Origin of the sequence: Polynucleobacter wuianus, assembly GCF_001659725.1 — a bacterium.
Lineage (GTDB): Bacteria > Pseudomonadota > Gammaproteobacteria > Burkholderiales > Burkholderiaceae > Polynucleobacter > Polynucleobacter wuianus.
Genome location: NZ_CP015922.1, coordinates 363,920 through 382,655, shown reverse-complemented (window position 1 = coordinate 382,655; position 18,736 = coordinate 363,920). Strand labels below are relative to the sequence as shown.

The following is an 18,736-nucleotide window of genomic DNA, read 5'->3' as shown; positions in this document are numbered from 1 at the left end:
CAACAATGGCGATAGTACCGCATCTAAACACGATTAGCCCTTCAGCTTAAGATTTAATTGCTCTTCGGTCGCTTCCTTCTTTGCTGCTTTTTTCTTAGCAGACCGAGTTTTCTTAGGTTTGCGAGATTCTTGTGGCAGAGCTTTGAGTACAGCAAGCAATGCAGTCTTAGCGGCAGACTGCTCAGCAGCACGGCGCGATGCGCCCTCACCCTTTACAGCCACCTTCAAGCTTGGAATCAAGCACTCCACTTCAAATTGTTGGTTGTGTGCAGCACCAGTCGTACCGGTCACGTTATAGGTTGGTAATGGCAATTGGTAACTTTGCAAACATTCTTGCAACAAGGTCTTGTCATCTTTCCCCAATGTCTTTGGATCAACCTGCGCCAGGATCACAGAGTACAACTTACGTAAACAGGATTTGGCAGCATCAAAGCCGCCATCCAAAAAGATCGCGCCTGTAACTGCCTCTAAAGTGTCAGCCAAAATAGATGGGCGACGAAAGCCACCACTCTTCAGCTCACCCTCACCTAAGCGCAGGTAGTCAGATAAAGATAATGTTTGAGCAATCTCATACAAAGCTTGTTGCTTGACTAAATTAGCGCGTACACGAGAGAGATCACCCTCATCTAAATCGGAGTAACGCTCGTAAAGTAAATCAGCAACTACGCAATTGAGAATCGAATCGCCTAAAAACTCTAAGCGCTCATTGTTTTTCTTGCTATGACTGCGGTGAGTCAGTGCTTGATTTAAAAGCTCAGGCTTTTTAAAGGTATAACCTAGGCGCTCTTGCAGCGGTGCGGTTTCGATGACGGCGCGCGCGTTCATGATTGCTTACTCAAAACCACCGATACGACCTAGATTACCTAGGTTAAGCCATACAAAGAATGCTCTACCAACGATATTCTTATCAGGAACAAAACCCCAGTAACGAGAGTCTGCACTGTTATCTCGGTTATCACCCATTGCAAAGTAATGACCTGCAGGTACTTTACAAGTTAAACCGGATGGTTGGTACTGACAAAACTCTGCGCCTGGAAAGCGCTCAGTTGGAAACACAGTTGCTGGACGATCAGGATCATTCAAAATCTCATGGCGATTCCCGCCCAAATCGGCTGGGAACGTTTCTGTGAAACGCTTGGCGTAACGCATATTTTCGGGGTCGAGATAAGACTCACCACCGCTATATTGCAAAGGTTGGCCATTAATCGTTAAACGCTTATCTTCATAAGTGATTACATCACCCGGCAAAGCAACGACGCGTTTAATGTAATCAACAGACTCATCGCGTGGATAGCGGAACACAATCACATCACCACGCTTAGGGGATCCCAGATCAACGACCTTCTGATTGATTACCGGCAAACGAATGCCATAAGTAAATTTATTCACCAAAATGAAGTCACCAATCTGCAATGTTGGAATCATGGATCCCGAAGGGATCTTGAAGGGCTCAACGATGAAAGAGCGCAATACAAATACAGCGCAAATGACTGGAAAGAAACCGGCTGTGTATTCCAACCACAATGGCATGCGATCTATACCAGCAACTTTTCTTTGAGGTGCGAAGTACATCTTGTCCGCAATCCAAGCGATGCCAGACACAATTACTAAGATGAAGAGAATCAGAGCGAAGTTCATTAATCTTCTACCTGCAAAATAGCCAAGAAGGCTTCTTGTGGAATCTCTACGTTGCCCACTTGCTTCATGCGTTTCTTACCTTCTTTTTGCTTCTCTAATAACTTACGCTTACGAGAGATGTCACCACCGTAACACTTGGCCAAAACGTTTTTAAGCAAAGCCTTGACGTTTTCACGAGCAACAATGTTGCTACCAATTGCAGCCTGAATCGCGACATCAAACATTTGACGCGGAATAATGCCACGCATTTTGGAAACCACTTCGCGGCCACGGTGCTGACTATTGCTTCTATGCACAATCACCGACAGCGCATCAACACGATCACCATTAATCAGAATATCGACCTTGACCACATCTGCTGGACGATATTCTTTGAATTCATAATCCATCGAGGCATAACCGCGAGAGATCGACTTAAGGCGATCGAAAAAGTCCAAGACAATTTCAGCCATAGGTAACTCGTAAGTGAGCTGCACTTGGCGACCCAAATAGTTCATACCCGTCTGAATACCACGCTTACCGACGCACAAGGTAATGACCGACCCCACATACTCTTGTGGCATGTAGAGATTAACCGTCACTATCGGCTCCATGATGGTGTCAACCTTACTCGTCTCAGGCATCTTTGATGGGTTATCCACCATCAAGATCGTGCCATCCGATTGCTGCACTTGATACACCACGGTTGGCGCGGTTGTAATCAAGTTCATGCCATACTGGCGCTCTAAGCGCTCTTGCACGATCTCCATATGGAGTAAACCCAAGAAGCCGCAACGGAATCCAAAACCTAAAGCCTGAGAAACTTCTGGCTCATACAAGAGAGAGGCATCATTCAGCTTGAGCTTTTCAAGTGACTCACGCAATTGATCGTATTCGCTTGCTTCAACTGGATACAAACCGGCAAACACTTGAGGTTTGACTTCTTTAAATCCAGGCAGTGGTTGGCCTGCAGGAACTCTACCTTGCTGCCCAGGAGAATGCGTCACCGTGTCGCCAACTTTAGCTGCTTTCAATTCTTTAATGCCAGCAATCACAAAACCTACTTGACCTGCAGATAACTCTGGGCGATCTACAGACTTTGGACTAAACACGCCAACATGCTCGACTAAATGGCTGGAGCCATTAGCCATTAAGGTAATTTTTTCTTTTGGTTTTAAGGTGCCGTTCACAACACGGATCAACATGACAACACCAACATAGTTGTCAAACCAAGAATCAATGATCAATGCCTGCAATGGATCCGCCGCATTGCCTTTTGGTGGCGGGACCTTTGCAATCATTTCTTCAATGACGTCTGCAACCCCCATGCCTGTTTTGGCCGAGCAAGTAACCGCTTCTGATGCATCAATACCAATCACGTCTTCGATTTCTTTTTTAGCGCGATCAGGATCAGCTTGCGGTAAGTCAATCTTATTGAGAACTGGAACAACCTCAACACCCAACTCAAGAGCCATGTAACAGTTGGCAACGGTTTGCGCCTCAACGCCTTGACTAGCATCAACCACCAATAAAGCACCCTCACAAGCAGATAAAGAACGGCTTACCTCATAAGAAAAGTCGACGTGCCCTGGGGTATCAATCAGATTGAGGTTGTAAATCTTGCCATCTTTAGCTTTGTAATTGAGGGCTGCAGTTTGAGCCTTAATGGTGATACCCCGCTCACGCTCAATATCCATTGAATCGAGAACCTGGGCTTCCATTTCGCGATCGGAGAGACCGCCACACAGTTGAATAATGCGATCCGCAAGCGTAGATTTGCCGTGATCAATATGGGCGATGATAGAAAAATTGCGGATTAAATCCATAGCGTCTTATTTAGTGATTCGAAAAACGCCTTGTCAGAACGCACCACAATGATGCGCTGCAAAAAGTCGTCTTAAAGGGATTGTAATGGGTGGCGCCCAAAAGGCGCCGAACCCCATTTTTTGGTCTAAAAAGGGCTTATTTTGGCCTGACAGGGATGACTAAAGTACTGTCAGCACGGCGTATAAAGACCGGAACAGCCTTATTAGCATCGAGGCCTTTAACCAGGGTCTCAAACTGCTTTACCCCTGAAATGTCGGCATCAGCCACCCGAATAATCACATCACCAGGACGAACCCCCGCTCTAGCTAGGGGGCCATCGCCCAAACCGGTCACCTCTACCCCACCCTTGATATTCAGATCCTTCTTTTTAGCGTCTGACAAATCAGTCACTGTCACACCCAAGGTATTTGCACTATTGCCATTTGCAGCAGGTGCATCCGACTTCTTGGCAACTTGCGCAGATTCAGTATCTGTCACGGTGACATTGAGTTCGCGTGTTGCACCTTTACGCCAAACTTGCACGGGCACAGAAGTGCCTGGCTTGGTATCACCAACTACTCTTGGTAAGTCAGTGGATTTTGCAATCTCACGACCATTAAAACTCAAGATGACATCGCCTGCTTCAATCCCGCCGGCAGCGGCAGGACCACCTGGCTCAACGTTACGCACATATGCGCCGCGTGGTTTACCTAAACCTAAACTCTCTGCAACCTCTTTTGTCATTTCACCCAAAGCAACGCCAATGCGACCGCGCGTCATTTTTCCGTTGGTGCGCAACTGATCGGCTACCCGCATGGCTTCATCAATCGGAATGGCAAAAGAGATTCCCATATAGCCACCAGAGCGACTAAAGATCTGAGAGTTGATACCAATCACTTGACCTGCAGTATTGAGCAATGGGCCACCAGAGTTACCTGGGTTGACCGCAACGTCAGTCTGGATAAAGGGCAGGTAGTCGCCTGTATCACGGCTCTTTGCAGAAACAATGCCTGCAGTCACAGTATTCTCGAGTCCAAACGGTGAACCAATTGCCAAGACCCACTCACCAACTCGTACCTTTGATGAGTCACCTAAAGGGAGTTTCGGTAAATCACGCGCTTCAATTTTGACGACTGCTACATCGGTACGCTTATCCATACCCAATAGCTTTGCTTTGAACTCACGTTTATCTGTCAGCGTCACATAGATCGTCGTGGCGCCCTCAACCACGTGTGCGTTTGTCAGAATCAAACCATTAGATTCAATAATGAAACCAGACCCAACACCACGGTCTGCTTCTTGTGGCTTACCTAGATTTGGCTGCGCTTGTTTAGGTCCATTCGGAATACCTGGAATCGGAACGCCAAAGAAACGACGGAAGAACTCGGCTTGATCTTCAGGCATTCCTGGAATGCCACCTTGATTCTGTTGAACCATAATTTTTTCAGTCGTACGAATATTAACAACTGCAGGACTTGCACGCTCAACCAAGTCGGCAAAATCCGGAATAGTGACTCGAGGATTTTGAGCGATTGCAGGCGCAATAAACGACATCTGCCCCAGACTCAAAATAGCCAAGAGCGCAATAAAGTGCTTTTTCATAATGCTATGACCTACTTGGTAAAAACCAAAAATTGAAGATAAAGAGAATATTAGGTCAGCTTACCAAAAATCAAGGTGCCGTTAGTACCACCAAAGCCAAAGTTGTTTTTGACTGCATGCTCAATCTTCACATCCCTGGCAGTATTGGCGCAGTAGTCCAAATCACACTCAGGATCTTGGTTGAAGATATTGATGGTTGGTGGAGATTTCTGGTTATGAAGGGCCAAAATTGTGAAAACAGACTCCAAACCACCCGCACCACCCAAAAGGTGACCAGTCATCGACTTAGTAGAGTTAATTAAAGCCTTCTTAGCATGGTCGCCCAATGCCGCTTTGATTGCCTCGGTTTCATTCTTATCACCCAAAGGCGTAGAGGTACCGTGAGCGTTCAAATACTGTATTTGATCTGGATTTAAACCAGCGTCGCGCATCGCGTTCACCATGCAGCGACGTGGGCCGTCCATATTTGGCGCAGTCATGTGATAAGCGTCACCGCTCATACCAAATCCAAGTAGTTCGCAATAAATTTTTGCGCCGCGTGCTTTAGCGTGTTCATACTCTTCAAGCACAACAACACCAGCACCTTCGCCGAGAACAAAACCATCGCGGTCTTTATCCCAAGGTCGTGAAGCAGTGGCAGGATCATCATTACGAGTAGAGAGCGCTCTTGCAGAAGCAAAACCGCCAACACCTAATGCAGAAATGGTGGACTCAGAACCACCAGCAACCATTACATCTGCATCACCGTACTGAATTAAACGTGCAGCCAAACCTATACTGTGCAAACCAGTTGTGCACGCTGTTACCGCAGCAACGTTTGGACCCTTGAGGCCAAACAAAATACTGAGGTGCCCAGAAATCATATTAATAATGGAGCCTGGAACAAAGAATGGTGAGATGCGACGAGGACCGCGAGCCAGAAGCTCAGCGCCAGTCTCTTCAATCATGGGCAGGCCGCCGATGCCAGAACCCACCATCACGCCTACGCGCTCGGCATTTTGCTCTGTGATCTCTAGACCGCTGTCGCGAATGGCTTGCGTACCAGCAGCGATGCCGTAATGGATAAAGGTATCCATGTGGCGCGCCTCTTTGGCAGAAACATATTCTTCGACATTGAAATCTTTCACCTCACCTGCAAAGTGAACGCTAAGTGGGGCGTGGTCAAATTTAGTGATCGTAGCAATACCTGATTTGCCTTCCAGCAAATTAGTCCAAGCTACGTCAACTGAATTACCAACAGGTGAAATGAGACCAAGGCCGGTGACTACTACCCGGCGTCGGCCATTTGATGCTGACACAGTAATACCTAGGCTCGGGAATTAACCCTGAGCTTTTGATTTAGCGAAGTCGATCGCGAGCTGAACTGTGGTGATCTTTTCAGCTTCCTCATCAGGAATTTCGATGCCGAATTCATCTTCCAAAGCCATAACTAGCTCAACAGTGTCAAGAGAGTCAGCGCCCAAGTCGTTCACGAAAGAAGATTCATTTTTGATATCTCCTTCAGCGACGCCTAATTGCTCAGCGACGATTTTCTTAACGCGTTGTTCGATGTTGTCCATTAATTTCCCCAGGGGTTGTAAAAAACGATGAAAAGGATTTTATCAGTTTGGTGGGCTAGATTAGCAAATTCGCCCAAAAATGACCAAATTCATGCTTTGCCGTTAGGCTAAATAGAGTCCGCCGTTGACGTGGAGGGTATTTCCCGTGATATAAGCGGCTGCCGGAGAGGCTAAAAATGCCACTGCCTGAGCAACATCTTCTGGACTACCCAAACGAGCCAGTGGAATGTTCACTTTTAGGGCATTTTGCTGCTCTTCGCTCAAAGCGCGCGTCATATCAGTATCAATAAATCCAGGCGCTACACAATTGACGGTAATGTTACGACTGCCAATTTCACGAGCCAAGGCACGAGTCATGCCAGAAACGCCTGCTTTTGCAGCAGCATAATTTGCCTGACCAGCGTTACCCATATGTCCCACGATAGAGGTGATATTGATAATGCGACCACCCCGTGCTTTCATCATAGGGCGCAAAACAGCTTGGGATAAACGGAAGACTGAACTTAAGTTGGTATCAATCACATCAGTCCATTCTTCAGACTTCATGCGCATTGCTAAGTTATCGCGAGTAATACCAGCGTTGTTCACCAAAATATTGATACCGCCAAAATCTTTCACAATGCGATCAATGATTTCTTCACACGCATTTGATGCAGTGACATTCAATACCAAGCCAGCACCACCAGAAGCCTTTAAGCGCTCATCGATTGCTTTTGCACCACTCTCTGAAGTAGCAGTACCAATCACCTTCGCACCACACTTGACCAACTCATCCGCAATTGCTTGGCCAATGCCACGCGAGGCACCAGTTACTAAGGCAATTTGTCCGTTTAAGTCGAGATTCATATTTGTCTTCCGCTTTTTCTTTTAATTGCTGTTTTTAATCTTTTACCGTTTATTTCAAGCTTGCCAAGACTTCATTCAGACTAGCCTCATCAAATACTGGCACGCCCATCACTTGATCATTAATGCGCTTAGTAAGCCCAGCCAATACCTTGCCAGGGCCGCACTCTACTACTTGAGTAATGCCTTGCGCAGCCATTACTTGAATCGTTTCTTGCCAACGCACTGGTTTAGCAGCTTGACGAACTAGTGCATCTTTAATGGCAGCTGGATCATTCAAAATTTCAACATCAACGTTGTTAATGACGGCAATCGTTGGTGATTTAAATTCGATATCAGCTAAATAGCCTTTGAGCTTTTCTGAGGCTGGTTGCAATAAAGAAGAATGGAATGGTGCGGATACCGGCAATGGCAACGCACGTTTAGCACCAGCTGCTTTTAATAATTCGCATGCTTTTGTTACCGCATCACTTGCGCCAGCGATTACTACTTGGCCAGGTGCATTGAAATTGACTGCCTCAACTACGCCACCAGACGCAGTACTTGCTTCGGCACAAACTTTGATCACAGTTGCATCATCTAAACCTAGAATAGCGGCCATACCACCGGTACCTACTGGTACAGCGGTTTGCATTGCTTCGGCACGAAAACGCACCAAAGGCACTGCGTCCTTAAATGAGATCACGCCAGCAGCAACCAAAGCAGAGTACTCGCCAAGACTATGGCCTGCCATTACCTTAGGGGCCTGACCACCAGCGGCCAACCAGGCGCGGTAGAAAGCCACCGCCGCGGTCAACATCACCGGTTGAGTATTCGTAGTTAATGACAGCGCTTCCGCAGGACCTTCTGCAATCAGCTTTGCAACGTCTTCACCTAAAGCTTCGGAAGCTTCTTGCAATGTTGCGCGCACTTCAGGACGCTCAGAAATGGAATTGAGCATGCCAACCGATTGAGAACCTTGTCCGGGGAATACGAATGCAAATGTCATGGGATTAATTTACTGAATGATCAAAATAGAATGAATACGGATTAACGCGCATTAACGGGATCAATACTTCAGAGCAACTGCGCCCCAAGCGAAACCGCCACCCACACCCTCTAACAAGAGATGTTGACCGCGCTTAATTTGACCAGAACGTACACCAGCATCCAAGGCCAAAGGAATTGATGCTGCAGATGTATTGCCATGCTCATGCACAGTCACAATCACTTTATCCATGGACATGCCCATCTTTTTGGCTGTGCCTTCCATGATGCGGATGTTTGCTTGGTGAGGCACCAACCAATCAATTTGCTCTGGCTTGAGATTTCCTTTTTCTAAAACCTCATGCGCCACTTGCTCCAATACTTTGACTGCCAATTTAAATACCGCTTGACCATCCATGGTCATAAATGGAGAACCGTGAACAGAGCCATTACCAGCGCGTCCAGGCACACATAAAATATCGCGCTGGCTACCATCAGCATGTAGCGCTGTAGATAGAATACCCGGCTCACTTGAAGCCTCAAGCACTACTGCGCCCGCACCATCACCAAACAAAACGCAAGTCCCGCGGTCTTGAAAATCCAAAATACGAGAAAAGGTTTCGGCGCCAATCACTAGGACCTTTTTATAAGAGCCCGAGCGGATAAAAGCATCTGCAGTTGCCATTGCATACATAAAACCAGCACAAACAGCTTGCACATCAAATGCAGCGCAATCGGTATGCGCAACCAATTTGTCTTGCACTACACAAGCAGTACTTGGAAATCCACCCAAATGATCTGGAGTAGAGGTTGCCAAAATGATGAGGTCTAAATCTTCTGAAGTAATGCCCGCACTAGCTAGTGCTGCTTGGGCTGCTTTGACTGCGAGATCGCTAGTAAGTTCATTCTCGGCGGCAAAATGACGTGCCGAAATACCGCTACGAGTAGTAATCCACTCATCGCTGGTTTCTAAACCAGACTTCGCCAAAAGTTCCACTAAATCTTGATTGGTTAGACGCTGTGCAGGAAGATAGCTTCCGGTACCAGCGACTCTTGCAAAAATACTCATACTTTTGTCTCCGCCACAAAGGCTGCGGCAATACGTTCGACCATGCGATTTTTGGCTGCCTCATAGGCGCGATCCAAAGCAAAGCCAAACGCAAAGCGATCCGCAGAACCATGACTCTTAATTACACAACCCCGCAGACCTAACAATACAGCACCGTTATAGCGACGATGATCAACGCGCTTACGAACACGAAGTAGCGGCACCATAGCGCAAATCGCCATCAACTTTGTTAGCCAAGAGCGATTAAATTCTTCACGGATCATACCGCTCATCATTTTTGCCAAGCCTTCGCTAGCTTTCAGCACTACGTTGCCCACAAATCCATCGCATACGACGATATCAGTAGTGCCTTTAAAAATATCGTTACCTTCTACGTTGCCGTAAAAGTTTAAATTAGTCTGTCTCAGCAACTCACTAGTTTGCTTCACGACTTCATTACCCTTAATCACTTCTTCGCCAATATTGAGAAGACCGATAGAAGGGTTTTGTTTGCCATCAACGACCTGAACCATCACGTTAGCCATCTGAGCAAACTGAACCAAGTGTATCGGCTCACAGTCAGCATTAGCGCCAAGATCCAACATCGTTGTGCCGCGCCCTAATTCATTAGGAATAGCCGTAGCAATGGCAGGACGATCAACGCCCTCAAGGGTTTTTAAGATATAGCGTGAGATTGCCATCAATGCACCAGTGTTGCCAGAAGAAATCACCGCATCAGCAGCGCCTTCTTTCACTTGCTCGATCGCAACGCGCATCGATGAATCTTTTTTGCGACGCAAAGCAACTTCAATGGGGTCATCCATCAAAACAACTTCACTTGCAGAAATAATATGAATGCGCTCCATTGGCGCTTTGGGAGATTTGCTCAAGACTTGCTTGATCAATTCCGGATCACCCACTAAGGCAATCTTGACATCAACATGTTTTTCTAGAAAATCGCAGGCAGCGGGAACCGTCACGACGACCCCATGATCTCCGCCCATGGCATCAATAGCAAGAGTAACGCTCATAGACACATTGAGTGTTGCAAGTGATTTATCCAAGAAAAAAGCGGCCTTAACTTGAGCCGCTTCTATCTGTTTAGACTAAAAAATTAGTCGTTTTTAGTTTTAACAACTTTACGACCACGATAGTAGCCGTTTGGTGAAATGTGGTGGCGCAAATGAGCCTCACCAGTTGTGGCTTCAACAGCCGTAGCAGGTGCGGTCAAAAAGTCGTGCGCACGGTGCATGCCACGTTTGGAAGGTGATTTTTTGTTTTGTTGAACGGCCATATTGAACTCCTAAGCAAGGCAACATTCTAGCATGGAAAAGCGTCTAAACGCTTGATTTATCTATGGGACACACTGAAAACAACAGGTCTTCAGATGGCGCCATTTTCAGTTTTTCTTCATATTTTTCAGTATGTTAAAGGGGTTTTCTCGCTCGTCTGACGCCTCATCGCCCCCCTCATCCCCAAAAACTGAGGCATGGGGCTCACAAAATCCCTCTGGATGCTTTGGAATCAAGGGGATAGAGAGCAAAACCTCATCCTCAATGGTTTCCAGAAGGTTAAATTGCTGACTTGCCACCAAAGGCTCCTGCTGCTCATCCTCCAAGGGGTAGTCATCGGCCTCAGCCTCTGAATTCACCAGGACAAATCGACGCTTTTCATCTAAATCCACAGCGCAATCCTGCAAACAGCGCTGACAAATAAGATGTATGCGCCCTTTTAGGCCCAATTCCAGTATTTGACGAGGGTCACTACCTGGAGAATCCTCAAAATGGGTCTCCACCTCCCAATGAAAGCCATCCCCTGAAATAACGGAGGATGCTTCCTCTGCCAACCTTGGAAGGTCAGAGATGCTTAAAAAACCGGCACCCTTATAAGATTGCGGGGCACAGAAATCCACTCGCTTCAAAACACCGGGATCTACGGATAACTGGACTTGAGGTAAAACTTGATTACGATTCATGGCATCAGTCTAAATCAAGGCACTCTCGAAAGTCGGTAGCAATGAGCAACTCAAAAAATTCGCCCCAAAACCCAACATTAATCTTGGCATCCACATCAGTGTATCGCCGTGAACTTTTAGAGCGCCTACGTATTCCGTTTGAAGTAGTTTCCCCCAAAGTAGATGAAACACCTCTCACTGGCGAAAGCACACTCGACTTAGCACTGCGTCTTGCACATGCAAAAGCGACGGCAGTTTCCAAACAACATCCTGATGCATGGGTGATTGGCTCTGATCAAGTTGCAGATCTTTGTGGTGCCGCGATTGGCAAGCCCGGTAATTTTGAAAGAGCAATGGCTCAACTCCAACTCATGCGCGGTCAAACTGTGACCTTTCATACAGCGCTTTGTTTGATGAAGGGTGAAACGCAAACTACTTTGAGTGTTCCGACTGAGGTGACTTTTCGCAAACTCTCAGATGATGTTTTGGAGAACTATTTACTTGCTGAAGAACCTTATGACTGCGCAGGTAGCGCTAAGTCTGAAGGCCTAGGTATCGCCCTTCTAGAAGCAATCAAGAGCGACGACCCTAGCGCCCTCATCGGCTTGCCCCTCATTGCGTTGACGGGATTATTGCGTGATGCTGGTTTCGTGATTCCAGCGAAGAAATAAAAAATAACTAACGAAGAAAACAATCAATACCTTCATGGCAAAGCTCGGCACCCTTTACTTAGTTCCAAATACTTTGGGCGATGATGCTCGCGCCGAGCAATTGCCCTGGGTCTTACCAAGCGAAACCATTGCTTGCACAGCCAAACTAAAACATTGGGTTGTGGAAGATGCCAAAACAGCACGTGCATTCTTAAAAGCCGTTGATAGCATGTCACAACTGGCCTGCACCATTCAAGAAATGCAAATGAGTGAGTGGCGTGGTGCTGCGCGTAATGCAAAGTATGGGGATTCAGTAAAGCCTGCCGACTTATTAAAACCATTGCTCGCTGGTAATGACATGGGGCTGATGTCTGAAGCAGGCGTACCAGGTGTTGCTGATCCCGGCGCTGAACTCGTTCTAGCAGCACACAAACTCGGCGCTCAAGTAAAGCCTTTGGTTGGCCCTAGTTCTATTTTGCTAGGCCTCATGGCTAGCGGCTTAAACGGTCAGCGTTTTGCATTTCAGGGCTACCTGCCGCATGACACGCATGAGCGGAGCGCCAAACTCAAACAATTAGAAGCAGAATCTCGAAAGTTACAACAAACCCAAATTTGGATTGAGACTCCTTATCGCAACACCGCCATGTTGATGGCATGTATCCACTCATTAGCACCACAGACATTACTATGCCTTGGCATGGATCTCAGCCTCAAATCTGAAACGGTCACTACGCTGTCGATCGAGGATTGGCGCAAGCGCTACCCTAACGAAGCAGCATGTGCCTCATTACAAAATAGGCCAACAATATTTCTATTATTGGCCTAAGTGGGCTCACTCTTAATTGAGTGCGCCATGCTTGCAATTTTTTTACTTTAGATCTGGCGCCTTCACCAAAGCCTTACCAGCGGCAGCGCCAGCTTCTGCACCAAAGCGTTTAGCAACACGCTCTGCAAAGTTTTCTTTCATGGTGTAGTCAAGGACATCTGGCGCCTTGAAGATATCGCGCGCTACTGAATCAACTGTGCCATAACCATCCACCAAACCAAGCTTCACAGCCTGTTCGCCATTCCAAATACGGCCAGAGAATAAATCTGGGGTGTCTTTTAAGCGGTCTCCACGACCCTCTTTTACTACCTGAATAAATTGTTGATGAATCTCATCAATCATCTTCTTGACCATCTCAACTTGCTTAGGCTCTTCCTTGCTAAAGGGATCGAGCATCCCTTTATTTGAGCCAGCAGTAATCATGCGACGTGTCACACCTAATTTATCCATCAAACCAGTAAAGCCAAAGCCTTCCATAATGACACCGATAGAGCCTACTAAGCTGGCCTTATCTACCAAGATTTGATCTGCTGCCACTGCAACGTAGTAACCACCAGAGGCGCAAATATCCTCTACCACCACATAAAAAGGTTTGCTTGGATACAGCTTGCGCAAACGATGAATTTCATCGTTAATCATTCCAGCCTGAACTGGTGATCCTCCAGGACTATTGATACGCAAAACGACACCAGCACTATGCTCATTCTCAAACGCAGAAACTAATGATGAGTTGATATCCATGGCATTGGCCATCGAGCTTGATGAGATTTCACCATCTAATGTCACCATAGCAGTATGTTTTTCAGTACTCATACCGCGCCCTGGCAGATGAAAATCAAATACCGACAAAACCACACTAACGATCACTAATAAAGTGAGAACGCGTAATACTGCTTTCCAGCGACGTGCTTTGCGGGTCTCTTTTAAATTCTCCAGGAGTAAGTGCTCAAGCGCTTGGCGTTCCCAGTTTGGGTTTGGATTACTTTCCATCTTGATTCCTCTGTATTGCTTACTAAGTTGCTTATGAAGTTACTAATAAAATTTTAAATAAGGTTTATAAATTCTCTTTGAGCCATTGTGCTAGCTGCGGTACATCATCTACATGCGCTAAAGACTGCGATGTTTTCAGGGTATCTGATGGGTGGGCACCATAAGTAACCGCTACCGCATCTACTCCAGCATTCGATGCCATATCTAAATCATGTGTGGTGTCACCAATCATCAACATGCGACGAGTGGGAACCTGAGTGACGTCGGACAGCTCCAAGAGCATGCCAGGATGTGGCTTTGAGAAAGATTCATCAGCTGTTCTGGTCTCATGAAAAAGATGTCCAATTTGGTGATGCTTAAGTGAGCGGTCTAGGCCAACACGAGATTTACCAGTAGCAACACCCAAGAGATACTTATCTGCTCGCAGATTCTCAAGCAGTTCACGTATCCCCACGAATAAATCGAGCTCATGATCTTTAGCTAAATAGTGAAAACGAAAACGATCTGTCAATTTTGGAAAGTTCACCGGCTCAATCCAAGGTACCGCACGGCGCAATGAATCCTGAATACCCAAACCAATCACCGAACTTGCTAATGCGTCATCCGGCTCTTTAAAACCCAAATCACGACAAGCTTGTTGAATGCAATGCACTATCGTAGGCGTGGAGTCCATGATGGTTCCATCCCAATCCCACACAATGAGGTCGTAACGACGATCGGACTTTTGTTCTTGTGGCATCTTCTTGTGCTGATTATTGCTGTTCAAAACTTTTCATCATGGCAGCAAACTCTGATGGCAACGGCGATTCAATCCGCATCTTTTCTCCTGTACGTGGATGGGTAAAACCCGCCAAATGAGCGTGCAAATAGAGTCTCTTAGATTTAATGACCTTATCTAGGTCCTCAAAACCATATTTATCGTCGCCCAAAATGGCATGCCCTAACTTTTGTAGATGAACACGGATCTGGTGGGTGCGTCCTGTCTTGAGCTGGGCCTCAGCTAGAGTAATAGCAACATCATCACGCTTCATGGTTTTTATCACGCGCAAAGCAGTATGGCTTGGTAAACCCTCAGGATCAACGCGCACGCGGCGCTCACCATTAGCCAATAAATATTTATGTAGCGGGTACTTCAGTTGCATGACTTGAGTACCTTGCTCGATTTCACCATGTGCCAGTAAGTAATAACGTTTATCGGTTTGACCTTCGCGGATCTGGCGATGCAACTCAACAAGAGCACTCCGCTTCTTCGCCAAGAGCAACACTCCCGAGGTATCGCGATCTAAACGATGGACTAATTCTAAAAATTTCAACTCCGGCCGGGTGATGCGCAATGTCTCGATAACACCCAACGCAATTCCGGATCCGCCATGCACAGCCAATCCCGAAGGCTTATCGACTATTAAGAGTGCCTCATCCTCGAACAAAATCGGCATTTTGTCGGAATAACCATGCGCCCGAGATTTAGTCTGGGCAGTATTGACCGCAGCCATTTGAGCAGGCTCAGCAATGCGAACGGGGGGAACTCGCACAACGTCGCCCTCAATTAAGCGGGTGGTTGGCTCAGCTCGCTTTTTATTCACCCGAACCTCGCCTGAGCGAATAATCCGATAAACGTGGCTTTTGGGTACTCCCTTGGCCCAGCGCAGCAAATAATTGTCCAAACGCTGGCCAGCCTCTTCCGGACCAATGGTCTGCAAGTGGACTGCGGGCGGCATGGACGTTTTTGCCTTTGGAGGCTTGGATACTAGGTCGGATTTCATGATTTATCTCTCTTATCGCCTCGGTCTGGGACGACAAGGGACTCAACAATACCCCATTGTCATTCAACTTGTGCCGTATAATCAACGCTCTAGCCAATTTATTGGCCCGATCCCATCCTGAAGTCAGGCTTGAATCGTGGAGCTTGGAGTCGCCCTTTAAAAGACTCCCGGGGTTGCCCCTCCCCCGTTGTAATGAGGCGCAGGGTTGGTGTGCCGTATGCCGCGACCCGCGATTAGAAGACAGTTTTCAGGCGCGCGCCTGCATTGATGACCTAAAGGAGGTCTCTGCGGCGATCGTCAAGTGTGGCACCGAATTAACCAACAGTTAACTGGGTGAACTAGGCAAAAAGTGTCTAGATTTGCATGAACCACACTCATATACCGCCTTAGGCTTAGTCCTTTGCGGCATCTAACTTGTCCCCTAACGCAGCGCGCTTACTTCATCCTCCCCCATAGGAGAGTGTTATGAAACGCATGTTGTTTAATGCAACTCAACAAGAAGAGTTGCGAGTTGCCATCGTTGATGGTCAAAAACTCATTGATATTGATATTGAAGCTGCCGGTCGTGAACAACGTAAAGGCAATATCTACAAAGGTGTTATTACCCGTATTGAGCCTTCCCTGGAAGCTTGTTTTGTTAACTACGGTGAAGAGCGTCATGGCTTCTTACCATTCAAAGAAGTTGCCAGAGCTTATTTCAAAGAAGGTATCGACGTCCGCAATGCCTCCATCAAGGATGCGCTGCGCGAAGGTCAAGAAATCATTGTTCAGGTAGAAAAAGAAGAGCGTGGCCAAAAAGGTGCCGCCCTTACCTCCTTTATCTCCCTAGCAGGCCGTTATTTGGTCTTGATGCCAAATAACCCACGTGGAGGCGGCGTTTCTCGTCGTATTGAAGGTGAAGACCGCCAAGAGTTGCGTGAAGCAATGTCTCAATTAGAGGTGCCAGATGGCATGAGCATCATTGCTCGTACTGCCGGCATTGGTCGTGATGCGACTGAATTGCAGTGGGACTTAAGTTACCTCCTGCAATTGTGGAAAGCAATTGATGAAGCCGCTAAAGGCAATTCAGCGCCGTTGTTGATTTACCTCGAATCTAGCTTGGTGATCCGCGCAATCCGCGACTACTTCCAGCCAGATATCGGCGAGATCCTCATCGATACCGATGACATCTATGAGCAAGCTGCGGCATTTATGTCCGTGGTGATGCCGGACAATTTACCGCGAGTAAAGCGCTATCAAGACGATGTGCCTTTGTTCTCTCGTTTCCAAATTGAGCATCAAATTGAAACTGCGTACTCACGCACAGTGCCATTGCCATCTGGCGGCGCCATTGTGATCGACCACACTGAAGCTTTGGTTTCTGTGGACGTGAACTCTGCACGTGCTACCCGTGGCTCTGATATTGAAGAGACCGCAACCCGAACTAACTTAGAAGCTGCCGATGAAATCGCTCGCCAAGCACGTTTACGTGACTTGGGTGGTTTGATCGTGATCGACTTCATTGATATGGAATCGAGCAAGGCCCAGAAGGATGTTGAGAATCGCTTGCGCGACGCTCTGCGCCATGATCGCGCCCGCGTTCAAATGGGCAAGATCTCCAAGTTTGGCCTGATGGAAATGTCGCGCCAACGTTTGCGCCCAGCTTTGTCTGAGGGTAGCCACGTTACTTGCCCGCGTTGTAACGGCACAGGCCATATCCGTGATACCGAGTCTTCTGCATTGCAAGTTCTGCGCATTATTCAAGAAGAGGCAATGAAAGAAAACACAGCAGCGATTCATACACAGGTACCAGTCGAAGTAGCTGCGTTCCTCTTGAATGAAAAACGTGCTGAAGTGATCAAGATTGAGACTCGCTTCAAAGTGAACGTCTTGATGATTCCAAACAAGCATCTAGAAACTCCGCATTACAAGTTAGAGCGCTTGCGTCACGACGATCCTCGTTTGGATGATCAAAAAGCAAGCTATGTGATGGCTGAAGAAGCTGCTCGCGAGTTGGAAACTGACACAACCGTAAGCAAAAAAGATGCGGACGTGAAGGTTCGTCCAGAAGCGGCAGTGAAAGGTATTACGCCAACCCAACCTGCACCAATCAGTCAACCACGCCCAACTCGTACCGAAAAAGCAACTGCTGAAAGCTCTGGTGGTTTCTTTGGCTTTATCAAAAAGCTCTTCTCTTCCTCTCCAGCGGTTGAAGAGAAACCAGCGTCAAGCAATAACCGTGGTCGTAATCAAGGCCGCAACGGTGGCGATCGCAATCGTGGTCGCAATCGTCGTGGCGAGCGTAATGATCGCAATGGTGATCGCGCCGAGCGCCCAGCAGCAAATGCTGCCGATGGCGCAAGCACTGAAGGCAACAACAACCGCAACGGCAATCGTAATAACCGCAACGGCAATCGCCATCAAGGCAATCCAAATGGTCAGAAGCCTGAGCGTCAAGCAAACCCAGCTGCAGTAACCCCTGCAACTGAAGCAGCTCCTGGTAGCGAAGCCACACCAAGCGCAGATGGTGAAGAGCGTCGTGGTCGTGGTCGCAATCGTCGTGGTCGTGGTCGCAACAGAAATGATCGTGGCGAACGCACTGAGAACGGTGATGCAGCTACTGCAGCAGCTTCAGCAAGTCCTTTTGCAGGCCCTCCAGTAGGTATGGCTGGCGCATCCGCTTCTATGCCCATCCAAAACATCGTGAATAGTTTTGGTAATCGACCTGCTGCTGAGAAACAAGAGCGCAGCGAGAGAGCGCCACGCCCTCCACGTCAATCGAATCGCCCTGTTCAAACTTCTAACTCAGCTCCAGTAGCAACTCCAACGTCAGCACCAATTGTTGTAGCAGCTGCTGCGGCCACAGTTGAAGTCATTACTAAGCCTGCACCAGAGCTTCCAAAGGTTGCCTTCCAGGCGCTTGAAGAAACTCCATTGCATAGCGTGGTGCAATCCGCTGGAATGATTTGGGTCGCTACTGATGCCTCTAAGCATGCAGAAGCACAGAGCCAAATTCAGCCTGAACCAATGAACTTAGGCAGAACGCCGAAACCTGCGGCAGCGCGCCCAGAAGGTCCAATGGTTTTAGTTGAAACCGGCGGCCAAGAAAAAACAGTCTAAGGCTATACAGCTT

Annotated in this window: 18 protein-coding genes; 3 read left to right on the top strand and 15 right to left on the bottom strand. The window is 47.5% G+C overall.

Going from position 1 to position 18,736, the window contains the following annotated elements; all coding sequences use genetic code 11:
- Window positions 1-33: 33 nt before the first annotated feature.
- The 12 genes from rnc to A8O14_RS02005 form a co-directional block, all read right to left on the bottom strand.
- Window positions 34-825 carry a ribonuclease III gene (gene rnc / locus A8O14_RS02060; protein ID WP_068947988.1) on the bottom strand — a complete coding sequence of 264 codons (792 nt, stop codon included), beginning with the start codon at window positions 823-825 and terminating at the stop codon, window positions 34-36.
- Between the two features lie 6 nt (window positions 826-831).
- Window positions 832-1,638, bottom strand: a complete 807-nt coding sequence (gene lepB, locus A8O14_RS02055) for a signal peptidase I (protein ID WP_068947987.1) — start codon at window positions 1,636-1,638, stop codon at window positions 832-834.
- Window positions 1,638-3,443 (bottom strand): translation elongation factor 4, encoded by a 1,806-nt coding sequence (lepA, locus tag A8O14_RS02050; protein WP_068947986.1) that lies wholly within the window; start codon window positions 3,441-3,443, stop codon window positions 1,638-1,640. The genes lepB and lepA overlap by 1 nt, the downstream gene beginning before the upstream one ends.
- Before the next feature lie 136 nt (window positions 3,444-3,579).
- Window positions 3,580-5,025, bottom strand: a complete 1,446-nt coding sequence (locus A8O14_RS02045; protein WP_068947985.1) for a DegQ family serine endoprotease — start codon at window positions 5,023-5,025, stop codon at window positions 3,580-3,582.
- A 50-nt stretch (window positions 5,026-5,075) separates the two neighbouring features.
- Complete coding sequence (gene fabF, locus A8O14_RS02040) at window positions 5,076-6,323, bottom strand: beta-ketoacyl-ACP synthase II (RefSeq protein ID WP_068947984.1); 1,248 nt, start codon at window positions 6,321-6,323, stop codon at window positions 5,076-5,078.
- Window positions 6,324-6,344: 21 nt separating this feature from the next.
- Window positions 6,345-6,584, bottom strand: a complete 240-nt coding sequence (gene acpP, locus A8O14_RS02035; RefSeq protein ID WP_028819177.1) for an acyl carrier protein — start codon at window positions 6,582-6,584, stop codon at window positions 6,345-6,347.
- 102 nt (window positions 6,585-6,686) lie between these two features.
- Window positions 6,687-7,430: a 3-oxoacyl-ACP reductase FabG gene (fabG, locus tag A8O14_RS02030; RefSeq protein ID WP_068947983.1), complete on the bottom strand. Its 744-nt coding sequence runs from the start codon at window positions 7,428-7,430 to the stop codon at window positions 6,687-6,689.
- Between the two features lie 49 nt (window positions 7,431-7,479).
- Complete coding sequence (fabD, locus tag A8O14_RS02025; RefSeq protein WP_068947982.1) at window positions 7,480-8,415, bottom strand: ACP S-malonyltransferase; 936 nt, start codon at window positions 8,413-8,415, stop codon at window positions 7,480-7,482.
- Window positions 8,416-8,475: 60 nt separating this feature from the next.
- Window positions 8,476-9,462 (bottom strand): beta-ketoacyl-ACP synthase III, encoded by a 987-nt coding sequence (locus A8O14_RS02020; RefSeq protein ID WP_068947981.1) that lies wholly within the window; start codon window positions 9,460-9,462, stop codon window positions 8,476-8,478.
- Complete coding sequence (gene plsX, locus A8O14_RS02015; protein ID WP_068947980.1) at window positions 9,459-10,472, bottom strand: phosphate acyltransferase PlsX; 1,014 nt, start codon at window positions 10,470-10,472, stop codon at window positions 9,459-9,461. Before plsX ends, A8O14_RS02020 begins: the two co-directional genes overlap by 4 nt.
- Before the next feature lie 83 nt (window positions 10,473-10,555).
- Entirely contained in the window at window positions 10,556-10,735 is a 180-nt protein-coding gene (rpmF, locus tag A8O14_RS02010; RefSeq protein ID WP_011902241.1) for a 50S ribosomal protein L32, read from the bottom strand.
- 105 nt (window positions 10,736-10,840) lie between these two features.
- Window positions 10,841-11,416, bottom strand: coding sequence for a YceD family protein (locus A8O14_RS02005; protein WP_068947979.1), 576 nt, complete (start codon window positions 11,414-11,416; stop codon window positions 10,841-10,843).
- Between the two features lie 41 nt (window positions 11,417-11,457).
- Here A8O14_RS02005 and A8O14_RS02000 point away from each other — a divergent pair, with 41 nt between their 5' ends.
- Both A8O14_RS02000 and A8O14_RS01995 read left to right on the top strand, forming a co-directional pair.
- Window positions 11,458-12,066 carry a Maf family nucleotide pyrophosphatase gene (locus tag A8O14_RS02000; RefSeq protein ID WP_068947978.1) on the top strand — a complete coding sequence of 203 codons (609 nt, stop codon included), beginning with the start codon at window positions 11,458-11,460 and terminating at the stop codon, window positions 12,064-12,066.
- Between the two features lie 34 nt (window positions 12,067-12,100).
- A complete protein-coding gene (locus tag A8O14_RS01995; protein ID WP_068947977.1) occupies window positions 12,101-12,871 on the top strand; it encodes an SAM-dependent methyltransferase in 771 nt (256 codons plus the stop codon).
- 42 nt (window positions 12,872-12,913) lie between these two features.
- On the opposite strand, the gene sppA is transcribed toward A8O14_RS01995, so the two are convergent.
- The 3 genes from sppA to A8O14_RS01980 form a co-directional block, all read right to left on the bottom strand.
- The gene (sppA, locus tag A8O14_RS01990; protein WP_068947976.1) at window positions 12,914-13,861 is read right to left on the bottom strand and encodes a signal peptide peptidase SppA; all 948 of its coding nucleotides are present in this window, start codon (window positions 13,859-13,861) and stop codon (window positions 12,914-12,916) included.
- Window positions 13,862-13,925: 64 nt separating this feature from the next.
- Entirely contained in the window at window positions 13,926-14,600 is a 675-nt protein-coding gene (locus A8O14_RS01985) for an HAD-IA family hydrolase (protein WP_068947975.1), read from the bottom strand.
- A 13-nt stretch (window positions 14,601-14,613) separates the two neighbouring features.
- Window positions 14,614-15,624, bottom strand: coding sequence for an RluA family pseudouridine synthase (locus A8O14_RS01980; protein ID WP_068947974.1), 1,011 nt, complete (start codon window positions 15,622-15,624; stop codon window positions 14,614-14,616).
- A gap of 465 nt (window positions 15,625-16,089) precedes the next feature.
- Between A8O14_RS01980 and A8O14_RS01975 the strand changes: the two genes are divergently transcribed.
- Window positions 16,090-18,723 carry an Rne/Rng family ribonuclease gene (locus A8O14_RS01975; RefSeq protein ID WP_068947973.1) on the top strand — a complete coding sequence of 878 codons (2,634 nt, stop codon included), beginning with the start codon at window positions 16,090-16,092 and terminating at the stop codon, window positions 18,721-18,723.
- Window positions 18,724-18,736 lie beyond the last annotated feature (13 nt).

Excerpts from the sequence above, each read along its gene's own strand:
- rnc (WP_068947988.1), bottom strand. The coding sequence starts at position 825 with ATGAACGCGCGCGCCGTCATCGAAACCGCACCGCTGCAAGAGCGCCTA.
- lepB (WP_068947987.1), bottom strand. The coding sequence starts at position 1,638 with ATGAACTTCGCTCTGATTCTCTTCATCTTAGTAATTGTGTCTGGCATC.
- lepA (WP_068947986.1), bottom strand. The coding sequence starts at position 3,443 with ATGGATTTAATCCGCAATTTTTCTATCATCGCCCATATTGATCACGGC.
- A8O14_RS02045 (WP_068947985.1), bottom strand. The coding sequence starts at position 5,025 with ATGAAAAAGCACTTTATTGCGCTCTTGGCTATTTTGAGTCTGGGGCAG.
- acpP (WP_028819177.1), bottom strand. The coding sequence starts at position 6,584 with ATGGACAACATCGAACAACGCGTTAAGAAAATCGTCGCTGAGCAATTA.
- fabG (WP_068947983.1), bottom strand. The coding sequence starts at position 7,430 with ATGAATCTCGACTTAAACGGACAAATTGCCTTAGTAACTGGTGCCTCG.
- fabD (WP_068947982.1), bottom strand. The coding sequence starts at position 8,415 with ATGACATTTGCATTCGTATTCCCCGGACAAGGTTCTCAATCGGTTGGC.
- A8O14_RS02020 (WP_068947981.1), bottom strand. The coding sequence starts at position 9,462 with ATGAGTATTTTTGCAAGAGTCGCTGGTACCGGAAGCTATCTTCCTGCA.
- plsX (WP_068947980.1), bottom strand. The coding sequence starts at position 10,472 with ATGAGCGTTACTCTTGCTATTGATGCCATGGGCGGAGATCATGGGGTC.
- rpmF (WP_011902241.1), bottom strand. The coding sequence starts at position 10,735 with ATGGCCGTTCAACAAAACAAAAAATCACCTTCCAAACGTGGCATGCAC.
- A8O14_RS02005 (WP_068947979.1), bottom strand. The coding sequence starts at position 11,416 with ATGAATCGTAATCAAGTTTTACCTCAAGTCCAGTTATCCGTAGATCCC.
- A8O14_RS02000 (WP_068947978.1), top strand. The coding sequence starts at position 11,458 with ATGAGCAACTCAAAAAATTCGCCCCAAAACCCAACATTAATCTTGGCA.
- A8O14_RS01995 (WP_068947977.1), top strand. The coding sequence starts at position 12,101 with ATGGCAAAGCTCGGCACCCTTTACTTAGTTCCAAATACTTTGGGCGAT.
- sppA (WP_068947976.1), bottom strand. The coding sequence starts at position 13,861 with ATGGAAAGTAATCCAAACCCAAACTGGGAACGCCAAGCGCTTGAGCAC.
- A8O14_RS01985 (WP_068947975.1), bottom strand. The coding sequence starts at position 14,600 with ATGCCACAAGAACAAAAGTCCGATCGTCGTTACGACCTCATTGTGTGG.
- A8O14_RS01980 (WP_068947974.1), bottom strand. The coding sequence starts at position 15,624 with ATGAAATCCGACCTAGTATCCAAGCCTCCAAAGGCAAAAACGTCCATG.
- A8O14_RS01975 (WP_068947973.1), top strand. The coding sequence starts at position 16,090 with ATGAAACGCATGTTGTTTAATGCAACTCAACAAGAAGAGTTGCGAGTT.